Genomic DNA, 17,500 nt, shown 5'->3' with positions numbered 1-17,500 from the left:
CGCCGCCGCGCAGCGGCACGCACTGGCCGTAGTTGCCGGTGCCGGCTCCCCGCACCGTGAGCGGCACGTCATGAGCGGCGCAGGCGGCCACCAGGCGCTGCACCGCATCCACGCTGCCGGGCCTCGCCACGAGCTGGGCCCGGCAGCCCAGCAGGAGATCCGAGAGGGCCGGTGAGTAGTCGTGGCAGTCGCGCGAGAGGCGCTCCAGCTCCGCGGGCCGGCGCAGCAGGGTGAGCGCCGGGATTGCCTCCAGAGCGCGGGCGAGATCCTCGATCGCGGCCGCAGTGGGCGGCGCGGCAGCGGGGCGGACATGGACTCCGGCCAGAACGGCGGCACTCCGGGAGGTCTACCGCAACCAGATGCCACAGCGCAGCACGCGGCGGGCCGGGGGCCGGGCCAGCAGGTCCGACCAGTCGCGGCCTCCAGCGCCACCAGATCCGCCGGAGCCCCCTGACGCAGCACACCGTCCCAGTCCTGCCGGAGGATGCGCGCGGGTGCCGTGGTGAAACAGGACAGGCCCAGGCGGCTCCAGGGCAGGAGCTGGGCTGCCGGCACCGGAGAAGCGCAGCAACTCGATCGGATCGAGGTCGCCGCCCGGGAACCAGGGATCCTGCACGTTGTCGCTGGCCACCGCCACCGTCACGCCCGCCTCCTGCAGCTGGGCGATCGGAGCCAGCGGACGTCGCACCGGTGTGCGGCCGGGGCGGCGACCCAGCAGCCAGAGGTTCGTCAGCGGCAGGGCCACCACCGCGATGCCGAGGGCCTCCAGCCGCTGCGCCAGGCGCCCGCAGGCCCGATCGCTCATCAGGCCCATGCTGCAGGCGTGGCTGCAGGTGATCGGACCGGTGGCGGGCAGGCCCCGCCGCCGTCCCGCTCGAGCGCAGCGGCGAGAGCCAGCAGACCACGGCCGGGATGGTCATCGCCTTCATCGATGTGCAGGTCCATCCCGAGCCCGCGGCTGCGGGCCAGCGCAGCAGAGCCTTCAGGCCGCCGCCACGACGGGGATCGCGCGGAAAGGGAGGGCCGACCACGCCGCCCAGCAGCCCGCGGCGGCGGCCACCCGATCGGCCAGCGCCACGCCGGCCGGCGTGGACCACTGATCCAGGGGCACCATGGCAACCAGGTCCAGCTCGATCCGGCCGCGCCACTGGCGCCGCAGCGTCGTGAGGGCATCCCAGCTGGCCGCCGCACCGGGGCCGAGGCTGTCCACATGGCTGCGGATCGCACGAACGCCGTAATGCCAGGCCCGCTCCAGCGCTGCGTTGGCGCGGGCGTGGACCGCCTCCGCGGTTCGCAACCCATGCTCCTGCATGTTGGCCGCCAGAGCCCCGTCCATCGAACCCTCACGGTTGGGGTGCTCCCTCCAGGTGAAGACCTTGTCGAGGTGGGCATGCGCCTCACAGAAGGTGGGCAGCACCAGGGGTGCGCTGAGGTCGGAGGGTTCCGGCAGCGGCTGCACCTGCTGCAGGCGGGCCTCGCGCCACCTCAGATGAACGGCCTGCCAGCCGTCCCCGTGGCTGGTGGCCGGGGCCGGTGCCCGTGGATCCAGGAGGCAGCGGGGAACACGGGCCCGGAGCTCACCGCTGCAGGGGTCGCTCACCGGTTGCGCGCCTGTCCGGATGACGACTCCGAACCGGTGCCGGCCTGGCCATCGGACGCGTCATCGTCCTGATCGAGGCGGGGAAGGGTGTGGAAGCGACCCGCCACCGCCAGGGTGGTGACGCTGAAGCGCGGCAGACGCAGTCCCGGCAGCAGAGCCTGACCACCCAGCTCGGTGGCATAGAGGCTGAACAGACCCAGATTGACCCGGCGGGTGTGGCTGCGGGCGAGGCGTCCGAGCGCCGAGCGCTGGTCCTGCACCAGGCGCTCGCAGTCCTGAGCGATCAGCTGAAACAGCAGCGGCAGCCCTCCCCGGCCGCAGAGGTCCTCACTCAGATGGCGGGCGATGCGCTCGCCGGCGTAGTCCTCGAAGGCCTGCGGGTCCGGATTGCTCATCACCAGAGCGGTGGCGGAGAGGGCCAGGGCCGCGGCCCCGGCGATGGAGAGCCCGAGGGAGGCTCGCGACGCGCTCACAGCGGCCTCACAGGGGTTCCGGTGTCGATTGGGTAGATTGTCACCGACATGGCGGGCGTCGCCAAGTGGTTAAGGCAGCGGCTTGTGGCGCCGCTATTCGGGGTTCGAATCCCCTCGCTCGCCCTTTCGTCATCCCTGGCTCTCCAGCAGCGCCTCGAGGATCCGATCCGCCCCATGGCGGACCGGATCGTCGCAGACCAGGCCCAGCTGATCCTCGTGCCGGTGACACGCGGCACGAGCCTCGGTGTCCCCGAGCCCTGAGGTGTTGAGAGCCAGCGCCCGGACGCCCGGCGGCGTGGAGCCCGCGGGGATGGCCATCGCCGCCACGGCCTCCACGGTCGACCGCAGGACATCCAGCGGGGGAATCGCCACGCCGGGCACACGGTCAACACCCGTCTGACCGGCCCGGTGCACCATCAGCAGGTCGGTGGGCTGGCTGCCGCGCAGCAGCGGCAGGGTGGCGCTGGAGCCCGGATGGCAGAGGGAGCCCTGGCCCTCCACCAGCACCAGGCCATCGGGGGCCAAGTCGGCGGCGGTGCCGAGCACAGCCCCCTCCACAGCGCCGGGGGCGTAGTCCACCCGCACGGCATCGAGAGCCACGCCACGGCCTGAGATCAGGATGCCGGCCTGGCCGGTGCCCACGAAACGGGCGGCCACACCCCGGCGCCGGGCCGCCGCCAGCACCTCCAAGCAGGCGCTCATCTTTCCCACGGCCATGTCCGTGCCGATGGCCAGCACGCGGCGCTGCGGCAGCCCGGCGGCCCGGGCGGCAGCCACCGCCAGACCGGGCGGCTCCCGGCGCAGATCCCAGATGCGCTCGAGGGGGACCCCGCTGGCCCGCACCTCCTCGTCGTCCGCCAGCCGCGTGTGGAGGCCGTTGGCCACACAGAGGCCGTGGCGAAGCGCCGCCAGCACATCCCGGCGCAGCGGCCCGCTCAGGCGCCCCCCCGATGGCGCCAGGCCGATCACCGCCACCTCGGGGCGCCGGCCCAAGGCCTGCTCGATCGAGGCCACGACGGGCACCTCCCGCGCCACACCGGTGAGGGACTGGAGATCCCCGCCCGCATGCTCCGGATCCACAACCGCCACGATGGGCCCGCTGCGGTAGCGCAGCATCGCCAGGCCGGTCTTGCCCCCCAGGCCCTTCAGGCCGCCGTGCTGAAGCAGCACCACACGGTGGTGATCGCGCAGCGGCGGGAAATCCGCCGGGTCAGGAGCGGGCATCGGCGGGCTCATCCCGTGTCCGGCTGTCCATCGTGATGCCCAGGCCGATGCCATGGGGTGGACTGAGGCGATCACCCTGCAGGGGCAGGCCCCGGAACGGGTCATCCAGCAGATTGAGGTGGCTGTCCAGGTCGGGCCAGCGGGCGAGCGGCAGCAGCTGGGCCGCCGCACCGTTGAGCAGCCCGCCGTCGGAATAGCAGCCCAGCATCACCGAGAGGCCCAGCCGGCGAGCCGTGCGGGCCATCAGCAGCCCCTCGCTCAGCCCGCCGCTCTTGAGCAGCTTGATGTTGATGCCGTCCACATGGGGTGCCAGCCGCAGCAGATCCTCCAGATCCCAGCAGCTCTCATCGGCCACCAGCGGCATCGGGCACTGCGGATGCAGGGCCGCGAAGCCGGCACTGTCGTGCCGCGGGTCCGGATCGGGCGGCAGGGGCTGTTCCAGCAGGCTGACGCCGCAGCGCACCAGATCCGGCATCAGACGGAGGGTGGATTCCACGGTCCAGCCGCCATTGGCATCCACCTGCAGCTCCAGGGGCTGCCCGTGCTCCTCACGCCTGCGCTCCAGCGCGCCGGCCACGGCATGCAGCAGCAGCCGGTCATGCCCTGGGCCATCCGAACTGCCCAGCTTGAGCTTGATGCGGCTCGCCGGCAGCTGGGTCCACCAGCGCTCCAGGCGGGAGAGAACGGCCCCCACCGTGCCCAGACCGAGCGTCACGCTGGTGGCCAGCTGACCCGTCTCGCTCTGCAGTCCCCAGAGCTGCCAGAGGGGCCGATTCAGCCAGCGGGCCCACCAGTCGAGCAGAGCCAGATCGAGGCCGCAGCGCGCCGGCGGCGACAGGCCGGCCAGAAGCGACTCGAAGGCCTGGGGCATCCGCGGATCCAGGCCACCCAGATCGGGCGGCAACGCCTTCAGCTCAGCGGCCACGGCATCGGTCTCATAACCACGATGACCGGTCTCGAAGCCACCGGTTTCCCCGATGCCCACCAGGCCCTCATGGTCCAGCCGAACCTCCAGATGGGTCACGGCCGACGTGGTGCCCCGACTGATCGCCAGAGGCACGGCCTTGGTGAGGCGAAAGGGGCGGATGCGGATCAGCATCGGCGCGGGCCCTGGCAATGAGACCGGGTCTCAACCTGCCACAACCTTCCCTTGCGGGAACCTGGAAGGCCGCCTCCGGATCGCGCCATGCCCACACCTGCGGCGACGTCCTCGCTGATCCAGGGTCTGCTGAATGAGGTCCATCAGAGCCTCATCGGCCGGCGCGACGGCCGGCTGGCGGACTACATCCCCGAGCTGGCGCGGGCCAGTCCCGATGCCTTCGGCATTGCGGTGGCCACCAGCGACGGTCGTCTGTACAGCGTCGGCGACAGCGAGACACCCTTCACCATCCAGTCGATCTCCAAGCCCTTCAGCTACGCCCTGGCGCTCTCGCTCCTCTCTCCCGAGAAGATGCTGCAGAAGGTGGGGGTGGAGCCATCCGGAGAGGCCTTCAACGCCATCAGCCTCGATCCGGACAGCGGGATTCCGATGAACCCGATGATCAACGCCGGTGCCATCGCCACCACGGCCCAGATCTGGGCGCACGACCCCGATGGCGCCGAGGCCGGGCTCCTGGCCTTCTACGCCGGGCTGGCGGGCCGGCCCCTGGAGGTGGACGAAGCCGTGTTCCGCTCCGAACGGGACAGCGGCCACCGCAACCGGGCCATCGGTCACCTGCTACGCAATGCCGGGATCATCGAGACCGACCCCGAGGCCTCGCTGCAGCTCTACTTCCGTCAGTGCTCGGTGCAGGTCACCTGCCGGGATCTGGCGGTGATGGCCTCCTGCCTGGCCTGCCAGGGACGCCATCCCTTCCGCGGCACCCGGGTCATCGATCCGGAACTGAGCAGCGCCGTGCTGGCGGTGATGGGCAGCTGCGGCATGTACGACTACAGCGGCCAGTGGCTGCACACGGTCGGAATGCCGGCCAAGAGCGGTGTGGGAGGCGGCCTGCTGGCGGTGGTTCCGGGCCAGCTGGGCCTGGCGGTGTACTCGCCACCCCTGGATGCCTACGGCAATTCGGTGCGCGGGGTCGCGGTCTGCGAGGAGCTCTCACGGCGATGGCAGCTGCATCTGTTCGACCAGCCGCCCCGCTCAGGCACCACCATCCGTTCCGCCACCACCGCCTGCACGCGGCATTCACGGCACTGGCGCGACCGGGCGGAATGCGCCGTGCTGGATCGGTGCGGGGATCGCATCCGGGTGCTGCAGGTGCAGGGAGTGCTCGACTTCGCAGCCACCGAGGAGCTGCTGGCCTACATCGAGCCCTGCGCGGAGCCGGGCAGCTTTCTCGTCCTCGATCTGGCTGGGGTGCTGGACGTCTCACGCATCGGCATCGACCTGCTGCGGCCGGCGTTCGAGACACTCCACCGCAGCAGCGTCACGGTTCTGCTCTGTGGCCTGGGCCATCTGGCGGATCCGCTGCAGGAACTGCTCCGCATTGAGAACGTGGCCGTGTACCCCGGTCTCGATCCCGCCATCGAGGCGGCCGAAACACTCCTGCTGGAGGACCGGAGCAGACCGGATGACGCTGATGACCGGACAGGGCCGGAGGCTGGCGGTGCGGCCGATCTCCTCGGCCAGCTGCCCGATCCCTGCCCCGGCCAGCTGGCGCGGCTGATGGAGGTGCGCTGCTACGCGGCGGGCGAGACGGTCTGCCGCGCAGGGAGTGAGGCCGATGCCCTGTTCGTGATCGAGGCCGGCAGCTTCAGTGCGGTGCTCGATCGTCCGGGCGCGCAGCGGCCGGTGCGGCTGGCCACCTTCGGACCGGGGGTGTGTTTCGGCGAAGTCGCCTTCGTCACCGGCAGTCGCCACGGTGCGGACGTGGTGAGCGAGACGGAGGGCTGCTGCCGTGTGCTGAGCCGCGCGGTGTTCGAGCAGCTCGAGCGGAGCGAATCGGCGCTGGCTCTGGCGCTGATGCGCCTCCTCTACCGGGAGACGGCCCGCAAGCTGACGCTGGCGAGTCAGCAGCTGAGCCTGCTGGAACAGCCGGAGGTGCAATGGCCCAGACTGCCCTCATGACCTCGACGCTGAGCCCTCATTCCGTCAGGCCCCTGAGCGGGCCGGCCGATCCGGAGGAGACCGGCGCCGCCGCCGGCAGGACCTACTGGATCACCACCTTCGGCTGCCAGATGAACAAGGCCGATTCCGAACGGATGGCCGGCATCCTGGAGTCGATGGGCCTGCGGCCGGCGGAGACGGAGCAGAGCGCGAGCGTCGTTCTCTACAACACCTGCACCATCCGCGACAACGCCGAGCAGAAGGTCTACAGCCACCTGGGGCGACAGGCCCAGCGCAAGCGCCTGGACCCGAGCCTGACCCTGGTGGTGGCCGGATGCGTGGCCCAGCAGGAGGGTGCCGCCCTGCTGCGGCGGGTGCCCGAGCTGGATCTGGTGATGGGTCCCCAGCACGCCAATCGGCTGGAAACGCTCCTGCAGCAGGTGGCCAACGGTCAGCAGGTGGTGGCGACCGACGAGCACCACATCCTCGAGGACATCAGCACGGCCCGCCGCGACAGCAGCGTCTGCGCCTGGGTCAACGTGATCTACGGCTGCAACGAACGCTGCACCTACTGCGTGGTGCCCGCGGTCCGGGGCAGGGAGCAGTCGCGGCTGCCGGCGGCGATCCGCTCCGAGATCAAGGGGCTCGCCGCGCGGGGCTACCGGGAGGTGACCCTGCTCGGGCAGAACATCGATGCCTACGGCCGCGACCTGCCCGGCAGCACGCCGGAGGGTCGACACGCCCACACCCTCACCGATCTCCTCCATGCCGTGCACGACGTGGACGGGATCGAACGGTTTCGATTCGCCACCAGTCACCCCCGCTATTTCACCGATCGGCTGATCGACGCCTGCGCCCAGCTGGACAAGGTCTGCGAACACTTCCACATCCCCTTCCAGAGCGGCGACGACACCATCCTCAAAGCCATGGGCCGTGGCTACACGGTCGCCCGCTACGAGCGGATCATCGAACGCATCCGGCAGCGCATCCCCGATGCCTCCATCAGCGCCGATGTGATCGTGGCCTTCCCGGGCGAAAGCGACGAGCAGTTCCGGCGGACCCTGACCCTGATCGACCGCCTGGGCTTCGATCAGGTGAACACGGCGGCCTACTCACCGAGGCCGGGCACGCCGGCGGCCACCTGGCCGGATCAGCTGAGCGAGGAGGTCAAGGTGGCACGGCTGCAGGAGCTCAATGCCCTGGTGGAGCGCTCGGCCCGATCGCGCAGCCGCCGCTACCTGGGACGCTGCGAAGAGGTGCTGGTGGAGGGAGCCAATCCCCGCCGCAGCGATCAGCTGATGGGCCGCACCCGCACCAACCGGCTCACCTTCTTCCCGGCCCGGCTCGCCGATGGCACGGCGATCCCCACCGGCGCGCTTGTGCAGGTGCGGATCGAGGAGACGCGCCCCTTCTCCCTCAGCGGCACGGCCCTGGCGTTGTCCCCTGAACCGAAGCATCAATCCTCGGGGGGCTGACGGACGCGGCAGCGCTGATACCTTTGGCCGACCCAGGTCTGCGGCGCCAGGCCGCAGTCGCCGCATGCCTTTCGCTCCCCCCCTCTCCATCGGTCTTCTGTTCGGCGGCGCCTCCGGGGAGCATGCGGTGTCGATCCGCTCGGCCCGCACGGTGCTGCAGGGGCTGAGGGATCCGCTCAACAGGTCCCGCTATCGGGTCATTCCGATCTACATCGACCGCCAGGGAGGCTGGCAACCGCCGGAGGTGGCGGAGACCGTGCTGGAGCGGGGGGAGCCTGATGAGCCGGCCGCCGCGGCCGAGACGCCATCCGGCTCGCCTTCCGACTCATCCGAAGCCTCTCCCCGAGCGGGCTTCCGGGGTCTGCCCGCCGCCGCCGAGGCCGTGCAGGTCTGGTTCCCCGTCCTGCACGGCCCCAACGGAGAGGACGGCACCGTTCAGGGACTGTTCACCCTGATGGGAACGCCGTTCGTCGGCTCGGGGGTGCTGGGGTCGGCCATGGGCATGGACAAGCAGGCCATGAAGGCCGCCTTCGCGGCTGCCGGGCTGCCCCAGGTGCCCTATCGATCCTGCGACCGCACGCGGGTGATGAGCGATGGCGAGGCGCTGGCCGCCGAACTGGAGCAGGCCCTCGGCTACCCCTGCTTCGTGAAGCCGGCGAACCTCGGGTCCTCGGTGGGCATCAGCCGCTGCAACAGCCGGGAGGAACTCCGCACGGGCCTTCTGGAAGCCTGCCGTCACGATTCCCGTCTGGTGGTGGAGCAGGGCGTCAGCGCCCGAGAGCTCGAATGCGCCGTTCTGGGCGGCCGGCGGCTGGAGGCCTCGGTGGTGGGGGAGATCCGCTTCGACGCCGACTGGTACGACTACACCGCCAAATACAGCGACGGACTGAGCCACTGCCTGATCCCGGCCGAGATCCCGGACGGCATCCGTGAGCAGATCCGCCGACTGGCCGTGGCCAGTTGCCGGGCCGTGGCGGCCAGCGGACTGGCTCGCGTTGACTTTTTCTACGAGCCCGGCGTGGAGCGGTTGTGGGTCAACGAGATCAACACCCTCCCCGGATTCACATCCCAGAGCATGTACCCGATGCTCTGGCAGGCCTCCGGCGTGCCCCTGCCGGAACTGGTGCACCGCCTGATCCGGCTGGCCCTGGACGACGATGCCGCCGCGCCGGCCAGCGAGGATGGGGCGGCCGTCGGGGTCACCCCCGCATTGCCATGACCCAGGGTCTCCTCTGGCTTCCGCTGCTCCTGTTCTTCGTTCTGCTCACCGCCCTGGGCTGGCTGGAGCGACGGCGACAGGGCCTGTTCCGAACCTGGGCGACCGGCTCGGAACTGGCCAAGCTCGACGGCCAGGGAGCGGCGCGGCTGAAGGACGGTCTGCTGAGCTGGGCGAGTTTCGAAGCCGGCAAGCTCAACCCCCAGGGTGAATTCCGGGTCCGTCAGCTGGAGCTGCTGGAGCTGCTGGCCCTCGACACGGGCGAAGCGCCCCTGACCGAGGAATCCCAGGGCCAGTGCCGGATCCGCCTGGTCGGGGCGGGACAGCAGGCGGATGTGCCCTTCGCCGATGCCGACCGGGCCCGGCTCTGGATGGATGAACTGATGGCCCGCTGCCGATGCGATCTGTGACGCCCCCGGTGCGATCGCGGGTCCGCTCCCCCGGCGCTGAACGGCGCCGGCTGATGCGCCGCCAGAAGCAGTGGGAGGGCCTGGCCAACGCCTGGCGGCTGCTGTTCTTCCTGGCCGCGGCCGGCGGCCTGGGAGTGCTCGTGCTGGATCAGGGCTGGCAGCTGAGCCGTGCCGACCAGGTGGTGGTGAGCGGCAGCGAACGGCTCGGACGGGAGCGGGTGCTCGAGGCCCTGGAGCTCTCCTTCCCCCGCACCCTGCTCGATCTGGTGCCCAGCGAAGTGGAGGAGCGCCTGGGCACCATGCTTCCGGTGCAGGAGGTGCACGTGCAACGGCGGATGCTGCCCCCACGCCTCATGGTCCGTCTCACGGACCGGGATCCCCTGGCGCACGCGGAACGTCCGACCCGCTCCGGCGTGGAGGCGGGGCTCGTGGACGGCGCGGGGCACTGGATGGACCGCTCTCTGCTGGCTGCCGGCGAGGAGCCTCTCACCTCGATCCGGGTGCTGGGCTGGCAGCAGCGCTATCGCCCCACGCTCGAGCAGGTGCTGGAGCGTCGCGACGGCATGGGCAGCCCGCTCTCAAGAGTGCGGTTCGAGAGCAATGGCGAGCTCTGGCTGAGCACCGAGGCCCTGGGCGATGTGCTGCTGGGCTCCGATGACGGTCGCCACCCGGAGCGACTGGCCGTGATGCGGCACCTCACGAGCAAACTGCCCCAGCAACTGAGCGGACGCCGGCTCGTGAGCATCGATCTCACCGATCCCGAGCAACCGGAGCTGGGGATTGCGGCGAAGCCAGCCAGTGCCTCTGCACAAGCGGAAACCGACTGATCCACACGGCCACCGCGCGCCGGCGCAACGGATCCTCAGGGACGTGAGGCACACATCCGTCAAGAGCGAGGGCAGATCCTCAGGCACCGGGGTTGCATTTCCACGCAAATCGGGCAACTGGCTGGGATCTTTCGGAAAACCGAAGCCAATGACGACATAATGCTGCGGAACTCGAATGGTGTGGCCCACAGGTGCAGACGGACACCACGCTTCCCATTCCCCTTGCGACCTCTGATCCCGAGCATGCGGCGATGACCCACGCCAACGGCAGCCCCAACGGCATCGTTCCCAGTCAGAGCGCGAGGATCGAGGTGATCGGGGTCGGAGGTGGTGGCAGCAATGCGGTCAACCGCATGATCGCATCGGATCTCGAAGGTGTCGGCTACCGGGTGCTCAACACCGACGCCCAGGCTCTGCTCCTCTCGGCAGCCCAGCACCGCATCCAGCTGGGCCAGAAGCTGACCCGGGGGCTGGGAGCCGGCGGCAACCCGACCATCGGGCAGAAGGCGGCCGAGGAGTCGCGCATGGAACTGCAGCAGAACCTGGAAGGCGCCGATCTGGTCTTCATCGCCGCGGGCATGGGTGGGGGCACCGGCACGGGTGCCGCCCCGGTGGTGGCCGAGGTAGCCAAGGAGGTCGGCGCGCTCACGGTCGGCATCGTCACCAAACCCTTCTCCTTCGAGGGCCGCAAACGGCAGCGCCAGGCCGATGAGGGCATCGCCCGCCTCGCCGAGCATGTCGACACACTGATCGTCATTCCCAACGACCGTCTGCGGGACACGATCTCCGGAGCACCGCTCCAGGAAGCCTTCCGCTCAGCCGATGACGTACTCCGGATGGGCGTCAAGGGCATCACCGACATCATCACCCGACCCGGCCTGGTCAACGTGGACTTCGCCGACGTCCGTTCGGTGATGAGCGAGGCCGGTACGGCCCTGCTGGGTGTCGGTGTCGGGTCCGGGCGCTCCAGAGCGGTGGAAGCCGCTCAGGCCGCCATCAGCAGCCCCCTGCTCGAGTCCGCCCGCATCGATGGAGCCAAGGGCTGTGTGATCAACATCAGCGGTGGGCGCGACATGACTCTCGAGGACATGACAACAGCCTCGGAAGTCATCTACGACGTGGTGGATCCCGAGGCCAACATCATCCTCGGTGCCGTGGTGGATGAGCGGCAGGAGGGAGAGATCCATGTGACGGTGATTGTCACCGGCTTCGAAGGCAGCGAGAGCTATCGCTCCGAGCGGCCGGCCCAGCCCCACTTCTCCACCGTGCCCACATCGGCTCCCAGCACTCCGGCACTCGGCGAGGGGGCCGGAGCGGCCATTCCGGAGTTTCTGCGCAAGCGCAAGGAACGTCCCGATCACCCTTGAGATGCATTCAGGAGTCAGAGTTCTGTGGATCTGACTCCTGAATATTCAATTCAATGTCCACCGTGATGCGAACGAAGAGCCATGCACCATTAGCTGGATCGGCGCTTGTTCGCTGAACGCAGCAGCTCCGGTGAAATGGGTGACTCGGAGTCCACGCCTGCTCTGAGCATCCCGTGTGGCTGCTCCCTTCCGGTCCTGACCAGATTTGGGCGTCGGAACCGCATGGGTCCGAGTCAGTCAAATGCTAGCAAGGGCGCTGGTGGTTCTCTGCCGTGCGTCCTGACGATCTGATCCGATACAAACGCCACGGCCGGCCGATCCTGGCGCTCACGGCCTGGGACGCTCTCTCGGCCCGGTGGGTGCAGGACTCCGGTGCCGATGTGCTGCTGGTGGGAGATTCCCTGGCCATGACCGCCCTGGGCCATGCCACAACCCTTCCGGTCACCCTGGAGGACATGCTGCACCACTGCCGGGCTGTAGGGCGCGGGCTCCTGCCCCCGCCCCATCTCCAGCCGCTGCTGATCTGCGATCTGCCGTTTCTGAGCTACCAGTGCGGACCGGATGACGCGGTGGCGGCCGCCGGCCGCGCCCTCAAGGAGGCGCCGGCGGCCGCGGTGAAAGTGGAGGGCGCCGAGCCCGAGATCCTGGAGGTGATCGACCGGCTGGTGCGGATGGGCATCCCGGTCATGGGCCACGTCGGCCTCACGCCCCAGTCGGTGCATCAGCTCGGCTACCGCCGCCAGGGCGGCGATCCGGTGAGCCAGGAGCGCCTGGAGCAGCAGGCACTGGCCCTTCAGGCCGCCGGCTGCTTCGCACTCGTGCTGGAGCACATCCCCTCAACCCTGGCCGGCCGACTGCGCCATCGCCTGAGCATCCCGGTGATCGGCATCGGTGCCGGTGACGACTGCGACGGCCAGGTCAGGGTCAGCGCGGATCTGCTGGGCCTCAGCGAGGCCGCCCCGCCCTTCAGCCCGCCACTGCTGGAGGGGGGTCGGCTGTTCGGGGAGACCCTGCGGGACTGGGTTCTTCAGCAGCAGCAGCATCCGGCCACGCATCCCACCAGTCGAGCAGCTCCCGCAACGGGCCATTGCTGAGGGCCATTCCCTCCGGTTCGCTGAGCCACCAGCGCCCCCCGGCACGCTGCAGCAGGCCGCTCTGGAGCCAAGGCTGCCAACGCTGGATCAGGTCGGCCAGGGCGGCGGGTTCAATGGCGCAGGCCTCAGCCAGCCGGCTCAGGTGCACCCCCTCCCGGCGCCGGAGTCCCACCAGCACCTGCTCATCGAAGGGCAGCAGCGCCAACAGGCCGGGTTCAGGAGCCTCTGATGGGGTCAGCCGATCCCGCAACCAGGCCTCGTAGGCAGCTCGGGTCCGGGGCCGGCTCTCCCTTGTGCCCGCAGGGGCGCTGGTGGCTCCCAGCCCGAAGCCCCACCAGCCGGCGCCGCTCCAGTAGACGCGGTTGTGGCGGGAGGCGTGCCCGGGCAGGGCGAAGTTCGAGATCTCGTAGTGGCCATAGCCGTGACGCGCCAGTGTGGCTGCGGTCTGGAGCATCAGGTCCGCCGCCAGATCCTCGTCGGGCAGTACCAGGGCGCCCCGGTCGCGCTGCCTGGCGAACACCGTGCCGGGCTCCACGCTCAGGTCATAGATGGAGAGGTGCGGAGGGCCGAGCGCGATCGCGCGGCAGAGCTGCTCATCCCAGCTGTGGCGGGTCTCGCCGGGAGCGGCCTGAATCAGATCCAGGCTCCAGCTGCGCAGGTCACCGCTCAGAAGGGCCTGCGTCAGCCAGCCTCCGGCCCGCTCCAGGTCAACGCGCCGGTGCCGCCGACCGAGACGCTCGAGCATGACGTCGCTGAAGCTCTGCCCCCCGAGGCTGACGCGATTGATGCCGGCGTCCAGCATGCCCGCCAGGCGCGGACGGTCGAAGCTGGCCGGGTCCATCTCCAGGGTCACCTCCGCTCCGGGAGCCAGACCGAAGCGCTGCCGCAGGCTCCTGAGGATCCCGGCGATCTGATCGGGGGTACAGATGGAGGGTGTGCCGCCCCCCACGTAGATCGTGGAGAGCGGCGGTCCGTGCGGCGCGGCGTGGATCTCCCGTTGCAGCAGCTCCAGGTAGGCCTGCACCGAGCCGGATCGCCCCCCGTCCGCCCGATCGCCGAGGGGAACCACCGCGAAGTCGCAGTAGAAGCAGCGGCGATGGCAGAAGGGCACGTGCACGTAGGCACTGCGCGGCGGCCAGAGGCGGGGGGCGGAGCCGATCACGAACTCACAACGCTGCGGCAGGGGCCCGGGCCGCACCGCGGGGAATGGGGCATGCTGCCCTCGTACCGCACGACATGGACCGGCACGCCTCTCATGGTGGAAGTCCTCATCCTGGTGCTGTTCCTGGTCTCGGGGGGGGCGGCCGGATGGCTCGGCGTCGATCTGCTGCCCGAATCGATGCTGGTGCAGGTCACCAACCCGGAGGGGCTGCGCACGGTGATGGGGGGCTTCGGCGCCTTCTTCGGCCTGCTGGCGGGGGTCTTCTTCCAGCAGCTGCGCCAGAAGCTGATGCAGCAGGTGCGCACCATGCCCACCGACCTGCTGATCAGCCGGTCGGTGGGCCTGATCCTCGGACTGCTGGTGGCCAACCTGCTGCTGGCCCCGATCCTGCTGCTGCCGCTGCCGTGGGAGGTCATCCTGATCAAGCCGCTGGCCGCGGTGCTCAGCAACGTGTTCTTCGGGGTGCTGGGGTACAACCTGGCCGAGGTGCACGGCCGCACGCTGCTGCGGCTGTTCAATCCCGGCGCCGCCGAAGCGCTGCTGGTGGCCGATGGCGTGCTCACGCCGGCCTCGGCCAAGATTCTCGACACCAGCGTCATCATCGATGGGCGCATCCGTGCCCTGCTGGCCTGTGGCCTGCTCGAAGGGCAGGTGATCGTGGCCCAGTCCGTGATCGATGAGCTGCAGGCCCTGGCCGACTCAGCCAATGCCGAGAAACGGGGCAAGGGACGCCGGGGGCTGAAGCTGCTCACCGAGCTGCGCTCCACCTACGGCCGCCGCCTGGTGGTGAACAGCACCCGCTACGAGGGCGCGGGGGTGGATGACAAGCTGCTGCTGCTCACCTCCGACACTGGCGGGACCCTGCTCACGGCCGACTACAACCTGGCCCAGGTCGCCCGGGTCCAGGAGCTGCGGGTGATGAACCTCAGTGATCTGGTGATCGCCCTGCGGCCGGAGGTTCGCCCCGGTGACGAGCTCAAACTCAAGATCGTCCGCGAGGGCAAGGAAGCGCTGCAGGGGGTGGGCTACCTCGAGGACGGCACGATGGTGGTGGTGGAAGGGGCGCGAGACCGCATCGGCCAGCGGCTGCCGGTGACCGTGACCGGCGCCCTGCAGACATCCGCCGGTCGCATGGTGTTCGCACGCTGCGACCACAGGCCCGCACACCCCCGCTAGGGTCGACACAGCACAACTCGCGAGCGGCGATGACGGTTTCGGCCCCTTATTACGGTGATTCGGCCGTGATGCGCACCCCGCCACCGGATCTGCCCTCCCTGATGTTGAAGGAGAGGATCGTTTACCTCGGACTGCCTCTCTTTTCCGACAACGACACCAAACGGCAGCTCGGCATGGATGTGACCGAGCTGATCATCGCTCAGCTTCTCTATCTGGAGTTCGACAATCCGGAGAAGCCGATCTATTTCTACATCAATTCCACCGGTACAAGCTGGTACTCAGGCGATGCGATCGGCTTTGAAACGGAAGCCTTCGCTGTCTGCGACACGATGCGCTACATCAAACCGCCGATCCACACGATCTGCATCGGCCAGGCGATGGGCACTGCAGCGGTGATTCTCTCGGCCGGAACCAAGGGTCAGCGGGCCTCGCTTCCCCACGCCTCGATCGTGCTGCATCAACCCCGCAGCGGCGCTCAGGGCCAGGCCACCGACATCCAGATCCGTGCCCAGGAGGTGCTGCACAACAAGCGCTCCATGCTCGAGATCCTCTCCAGCAACACCGGGCGCTCAGTGGAGGAACTGAGCCGCGACTCCGACCGGATGAGCTACCTCACCCCCGAACAGGCGAAGGACTACGGGCTGATCGATCGCGTTCTCGGAAGTCGCAAGGATCTCCCCAGCCCAGCCCCGGTACCGGTGGCCTGAGCCGCCATTCCCTCTTCCCTCCACACACCCTCAACAGACTTCCTGACCATGCCCATCGGCACTCCGAGCGTCCCCTACCGCCTTCCCGGCAGCCAGTACGAGCGCTGGGTCGACATCTACACCCGTCTCGGCGTCGAGCGGATCCTGTTTCTCGGGCAGGAGGTCAACGACGGCGTGGCCAACAGCCTGGTGGCCCAGATGCTGTACCTCGATTCCGAGGACAGCAGCAAGCCGATCTATCTGTACATCAACTCCCCCGGCGGCTCGGTGACCGCCGGACTGGCCATCTTCGACACGATGCAGTACGTCAAATCCGACGTCGTGACCATCTGCGTCGGTCTGGCGGCCTCCATGGGTGCGTTTCTGCTCGCGGCCGGCACCAAGGGCAAGCGGGTGGCCCTGCCCCACAGCCGGATCATGATCCACCAGCCCCTCGGTGGCACGAGTCAACGGCAGGCCAGCGACATCGAGATCGAAGCGCGCGAGATCCTGCGCATGAAGGACATGCTCAACCGCAGCCTCGCAGGAATGAGCGGTCAGCCACTCGAGAAGATCGAGCGCGACACTGACCGCGACTACTTCCTCAGCGCTGCCGAAGCGAAGGACTACGGCCTGATCGACCGGGTGATCGAGGACCCCGACGCCGCGCGCAGCTGAGGCCCGGCCAGCCCGGGCCATGCAGGTCGCGCCGATACACTCATCGGTCTGTCTGCGCCTGCATTCCCACGGATGGCCACCCTGTACTACGACGCCGATGCTGACCTGAGCCTTCTCAACGGCAGAACGGTGGCGATCATCGGGTACGGCTCCCAGGGTCATGCCCATGCCCTGAACCTGAAGGACAGCGGCATCGATGTGGTGGTGGGCCTCTACGAGGGCAGCCGCTCGGCCGAGAAGGCCCGGGCCGACGGCCTTGAGGTGCTCAGCGTGGCAGAGGCCGCCGAGCGTGCCGACTGGATCATGATCCTGCTGCCCGATGAAGCGCAGCAGGCCGTCTACAGCGCCGAGATCGCACCGCACCTCAAACCGGGCAAGGTGCTCAGCTTCGCCCATGGCTTCAACATCCGCTTCGGCCTGATTCAGCCCCCGGCCGATGTGGATGTGGTGATGATTGCGCCGAAGGGCCCGGGCCACACCGTCCGCTGGGAATACCAGAACGCCCAGGGTGTCCCCTGCCTGTTCGCCGTCGAGCAGAACGCCTCCGGCCAGGCCCGCGAGCTGGCCATGGCCTACGCCAAGGCCATCGGCGGCACCCGCGCCGGCATCCTCGAGACCAATTTCAAGGAGGAGGCCGAGACCGACCTCTTCGGGGAACAGGCGGTGTTGTGCGGCGGCCTGAGCGCTCTGGTCAAGGCCGGTTTCGAGACCCTGGTGGAGGCCGGCTACCAGCCCGAGCTGGCCTACTTCGAATGCCTGCACGAGGTGAAGCTGATCGTGGATCTGATGGTCAAGGGCGGCCTGACGGCCATGCGGGAGTCGATCTCCAACACCGCGGAATACGGCGACTACGTGAGTGGCCCGCGCGTGATCACCGCCGACACCAAAGCCGAGATGAAGCGCATCCTGAGCGACATTCAGGACGGCACCTTCGCCCGCAACTTCGTGGCCGAGTGCGAAGCCGGCAAGCCGCGGATGGGCGAATGGCGTCAGCAGGACGCGGAGCATCCCGTCGAGCAGGTGGGTGAAGGTCTGAGATCGATGTTCAGCTGGCTGCGCGCCGCCTGATCGC

The 17,500-nt window shown here is 69.2% G+C and carries 17 protein-coding genes, 1 tRNA gene, 1 other RNA gene and 1 pseudogene; 12 read left to right on the top strand and 8 right to left on the bottom strand.

Translation table 11 applies throughout. The annotated features are described in order from the left end of the window. Positions 1 to 346: 346 nt before the first annotated feature. From EVJ50_RS15160 to EVJ50_RS14420, 4 genes are read right to left on the bottom strand one after another with little or no spacing between them, the layout of a single operon-like run. Positions 347 to 805: a hypothetical protein gene (locus EVJ50_RS15160; protein ID WP_225322982.1), complete on the bottom strand. Its 459-nt coding sequence runs from the start codon at positions 803 to 805 to the stop codon at positions 347 to 349. Beyond that, entirely contained in the window at positions 805 to 945 is a 141-nt protein-coding gene (locus tag EVJ50_RS15155; protein WP_225322981.1) for a hypothetical protein, read from the bottom strand. Before EVJ50_RS15155 ends, EVJ50_RS15160 begins: the two co-directional genes overlap by 1 nt. 37 nt (positions 946 to 982) lie before the next feature. After that, on the bottom strand, positions 983 to 1,600 hold the full coding sequence (locus EVJ50_RS15150) for a hypothetical protein (protein ID WP_225322980.1): 618 nt from the start codon (positions 1,598 to 1,600) through the stop codon (positions 983 to 985). Further along, positions 1,597 to 2,073 carry a DUF4359 domain-containing protein gene (locus EVJ50_RS14420; RefSeq protein WP_225322979.1) on the bottom strand — a complete coding sequence of 159 codons (477 nt, stop codon included), beginning with the start codon at positions 2,071 to 2,073 and terminating at the stop codon, positions 1,597 to 1,599. Before EVJ50_RS14420 ends, EVJ50_RS15150 begins: the two co-directional genes overlap by 4 nt. A 51-nt stretch (positions 2,074 to 2,124) precedes the next feature. Between EVJ50_RS14420 and EVJ50_RS14415 the strand changes: the two genes are divergently transcribed. Beyond that, a tRNA-His gene (locus EVJ50_RS14415) sits at positions 2,125 to 2,196 on the top strand. A gap of 6 nt (positions 2,197 to 2,202) precedes the next feature. On the opposite strand, the gene EVJ50_RS14410 is transcribed toward EVJ50_RS14415, so the two are convergent. Together EVJ50_RS14410 and EVJ50_RS14405 are read right to left on the bottom strand one after the other, a co-directional pair. Further along, the gene (locus tag EVJ50_RS14410) at positions 2,203 to 3,297 is read right to left on the bottom strand and encodes a DUF1611 domain-containing protein (RefSeq protein ID WP_150881815.1); all 1,095 of its coding nucleotides are present in this window, start codon (positions 3,295 to 3,297) and stop codon (positions 2,203 to 2,205) included. Continuing rightward, complete coding sequence (locus tag EVJ50_RS14405; protein ID WP_150881814.1) at positions 3,284 to 4,396, bottom strand: dipeptide epimerase; 1,113 nt, start codon at positions 4,394 to 4,396, stop codon at positions 3,284 to 3,286. The genes EVJ50_RS14410 and EVJ50_RS14405 overlap by 14 nt, the downstream gene beginning before the upstream one ends. A gap of 87 nt (positions 4,397 to 4,483) precedes the next feature. Here EVJ50_RS14405 and glsA point away from each other — a divergent pair, with 87 nt between their 5' ends. The 6 genes from glsA to ftsZ all read left to right on the top strand — a co-directional run bounded on the left by glsA (position 4,484) and on the right by ftsZ (position 11,632). Continuing rightward, positions 4,484 to 6,358, top strand: a complete 1,875-nt coding sequence (glsA, locus tag EVJ50_RS14400; protein ID WP_150881813.1) for a glutaminase A — start codon at positions 4,484 to 4,486, stop codon at positions 6,356 to 6,358. A gap of 32 nt (positions 6,359 to 6,390) precedes the next feature. Next, positions 6,391 to 7,812 carry a tRNA (N6-isopentenyl adenosine(37)-C2)-methylthiotransferase MiaB gene (gene miaB, locus EVJ50_RS14395; protein WP_370455625.1) on the top strand — a complete coding sequence of 474 codons (1,422 nt, stop codon included), beginning with the start codon at positions 6,391 to 6,393 and terminating at the stop codon, positions 7,810 to 7,812. A gap of 64 nt (positions 7,813 to 7,876) precedes the next feature. Next, positions 7,877 to 9,031 (top strand): D-alanine--D-alanine ligase family protein, encoded by a 1,155-nt coding sequence (locus EVJ50_RS14390; protein ID WP_150881811.1) that lies wholly within the window; start codon positions 7,877 to 7,879, stop codon positions 9,029 to 9,031. Continuing rightward, positions 9,028 to 9,438 carry a hypothetical protein gene (locus EVJ50_RS14385; protein ID WP_150881810.1) on the top strand — a complete coding sequence of 137 codons (411 nt, stop codon included), beginning with the start codon at positions 9,028 to 9,030 and terminating at the stop codon, positions 9,436 to 9,438. Before EVJ50_RS14390 ends, EVJ50_RS14385 begins: the two co-directional genes overlap by 4 nt. Continuing rightward, positions 9,426 to 10,265, top strand: a complete 840-nt coding sequence (locus EVJ50_RS14380) for an FtsQ-type POTRA domain-containing protein (protein WP_150881809.1) — start codon at positions 9,426 to 9,428, stop codon at positions 10,263 to 10,265. Before EVJ50_RS14385 ends, EVJ50_RS14380 begins: the two co-directional genes overlap by 13 nt. 251 nt (positions 10,266 to 10,516) lie before the next feature. After that, the gene (gene ftsZ, locus EVJ50_RS14375; RefSeq protein WP_150881808.1) at positions 10,517 to 11,632 is read left to right on the top strand and encodes a cell division protein FtsZ; all 1,116 of its coding nucleotides are present in this window, start codon (positions 10,517 to 10,519) and stop codon (positions 11,630 to 11,632) included. 138 nt (positions 11,633 to 11,770) lie between these two features. Here ftsZ and ffs read toward each other — a convergent pair. Continuing rightward, positions 11,771 to 11,867: signal recognition particle sRNA small type (ffs, locus tag EVJ50_RS14370), an RNA gene on the bottom strand. A gap of 37 nt (positions 11,868 to 11,904) precedes the next feature. On the opposite strand from ffs, the gene panB reads away from it, so the two are divergent. Continuing rightward, positions 11,905 to 12,726 (top strand): 3-methyl-2-oxobutanoate hydroxymethyltransferase, encoded by an 822-nt coding sequence (gene panB, locus EVJ50_RS14365; RefSeq protein WP_150881807.1) that lies wholly within the window; start codon positions 11,905 to 11,907, stop codon positions 12,724 to 12,726. Between the two features lie 178 nt (positions 12,727 to 12,904). Here panB and EVJ50_RS14360 read toward each other — a convergent pair. After that, a pseudogene (locus tag EVJ50_RS14360) lies at positions 12,905 to 13,795 on the bottom strand (coproporphyrinogen-III oxidase family protein); the annotation flags it as partial. A 186-nt stretch (positions 13,796 to 13,981) separates the two neighbouring features. On the opposite strand from EVJ50_RS14360, the gene EVJ50_RS14355 reads away from it, so the two are divergent. From EVJ50_RS14355 to ilvC, 4 genes are all read left to right on the top strand, one after another. Then, complete coding sequence (locus tag EVJ50_RS14355; protein ID WP_191964801.1) at positions 13,982 to 15,064, top strand: PIN/TRAM domain-containing protein; 1,083 nt, start codon at positions 13,982 to 13,984, stop codon at positions 15,062 to 15,064. A gap of 29 nt (positions 15,065 to 15,093) precedes the next feature. Beyond that, on the top strand, positions 15,094 to 15,771 hold the full coding sequence (locus tag EVJ50_RS14350) for an ATP-dependent Clp protease proteolytic subunit (RefSeq protein ID WP_150881806.1): 678 nt from the start codon (positions 15,094 to 15,096) through the stop codon (positions 15,769 to 15,771). Between the two features lie 48 nt (positions 15,772 to 15,819). Further along, positions 15,820 to 16,428: an ATP-dependent Clp protease proteolytic subunit gene (locus EVJ50_RS14345; RefSeq protein ID WP_150884731.1), complete on the top strand. Its 609-nt coding sequence runs from the start codon at positions 15,820 to 15,822 to the stop codon at positions 16,426 to 16,428. Positions 16,429 to 16,500: 72 nt separating this feature from the next. Next, positions 16,501 to 17,496, top strand: a complete 996-nt coding sequence (ilvC, locus tag EVJ50_RS14340; RefSeq protein ID WP_150881805.1) for a ketol-acid reductoisomerase — start codon at positions 16,501 to 16,503, stop codon at positions 17,494 to 17,496. Positions 17,497 to 17,500: the final 4 nt, after the last annotated feature.

It is taken from the genome of Synechococcus sp. RSCCF101 (assembly GCF_008807075.1).
Taxonomy (GTDB): domain Bacteria; phylum Cyanobacteriota; class Cyanobacteriia; order PCC-6307; family Cyanobiaceae; genus RSCCF101.
This window is presented reverse-complemented; position numbering and strand designations above follow the sequence as displayed.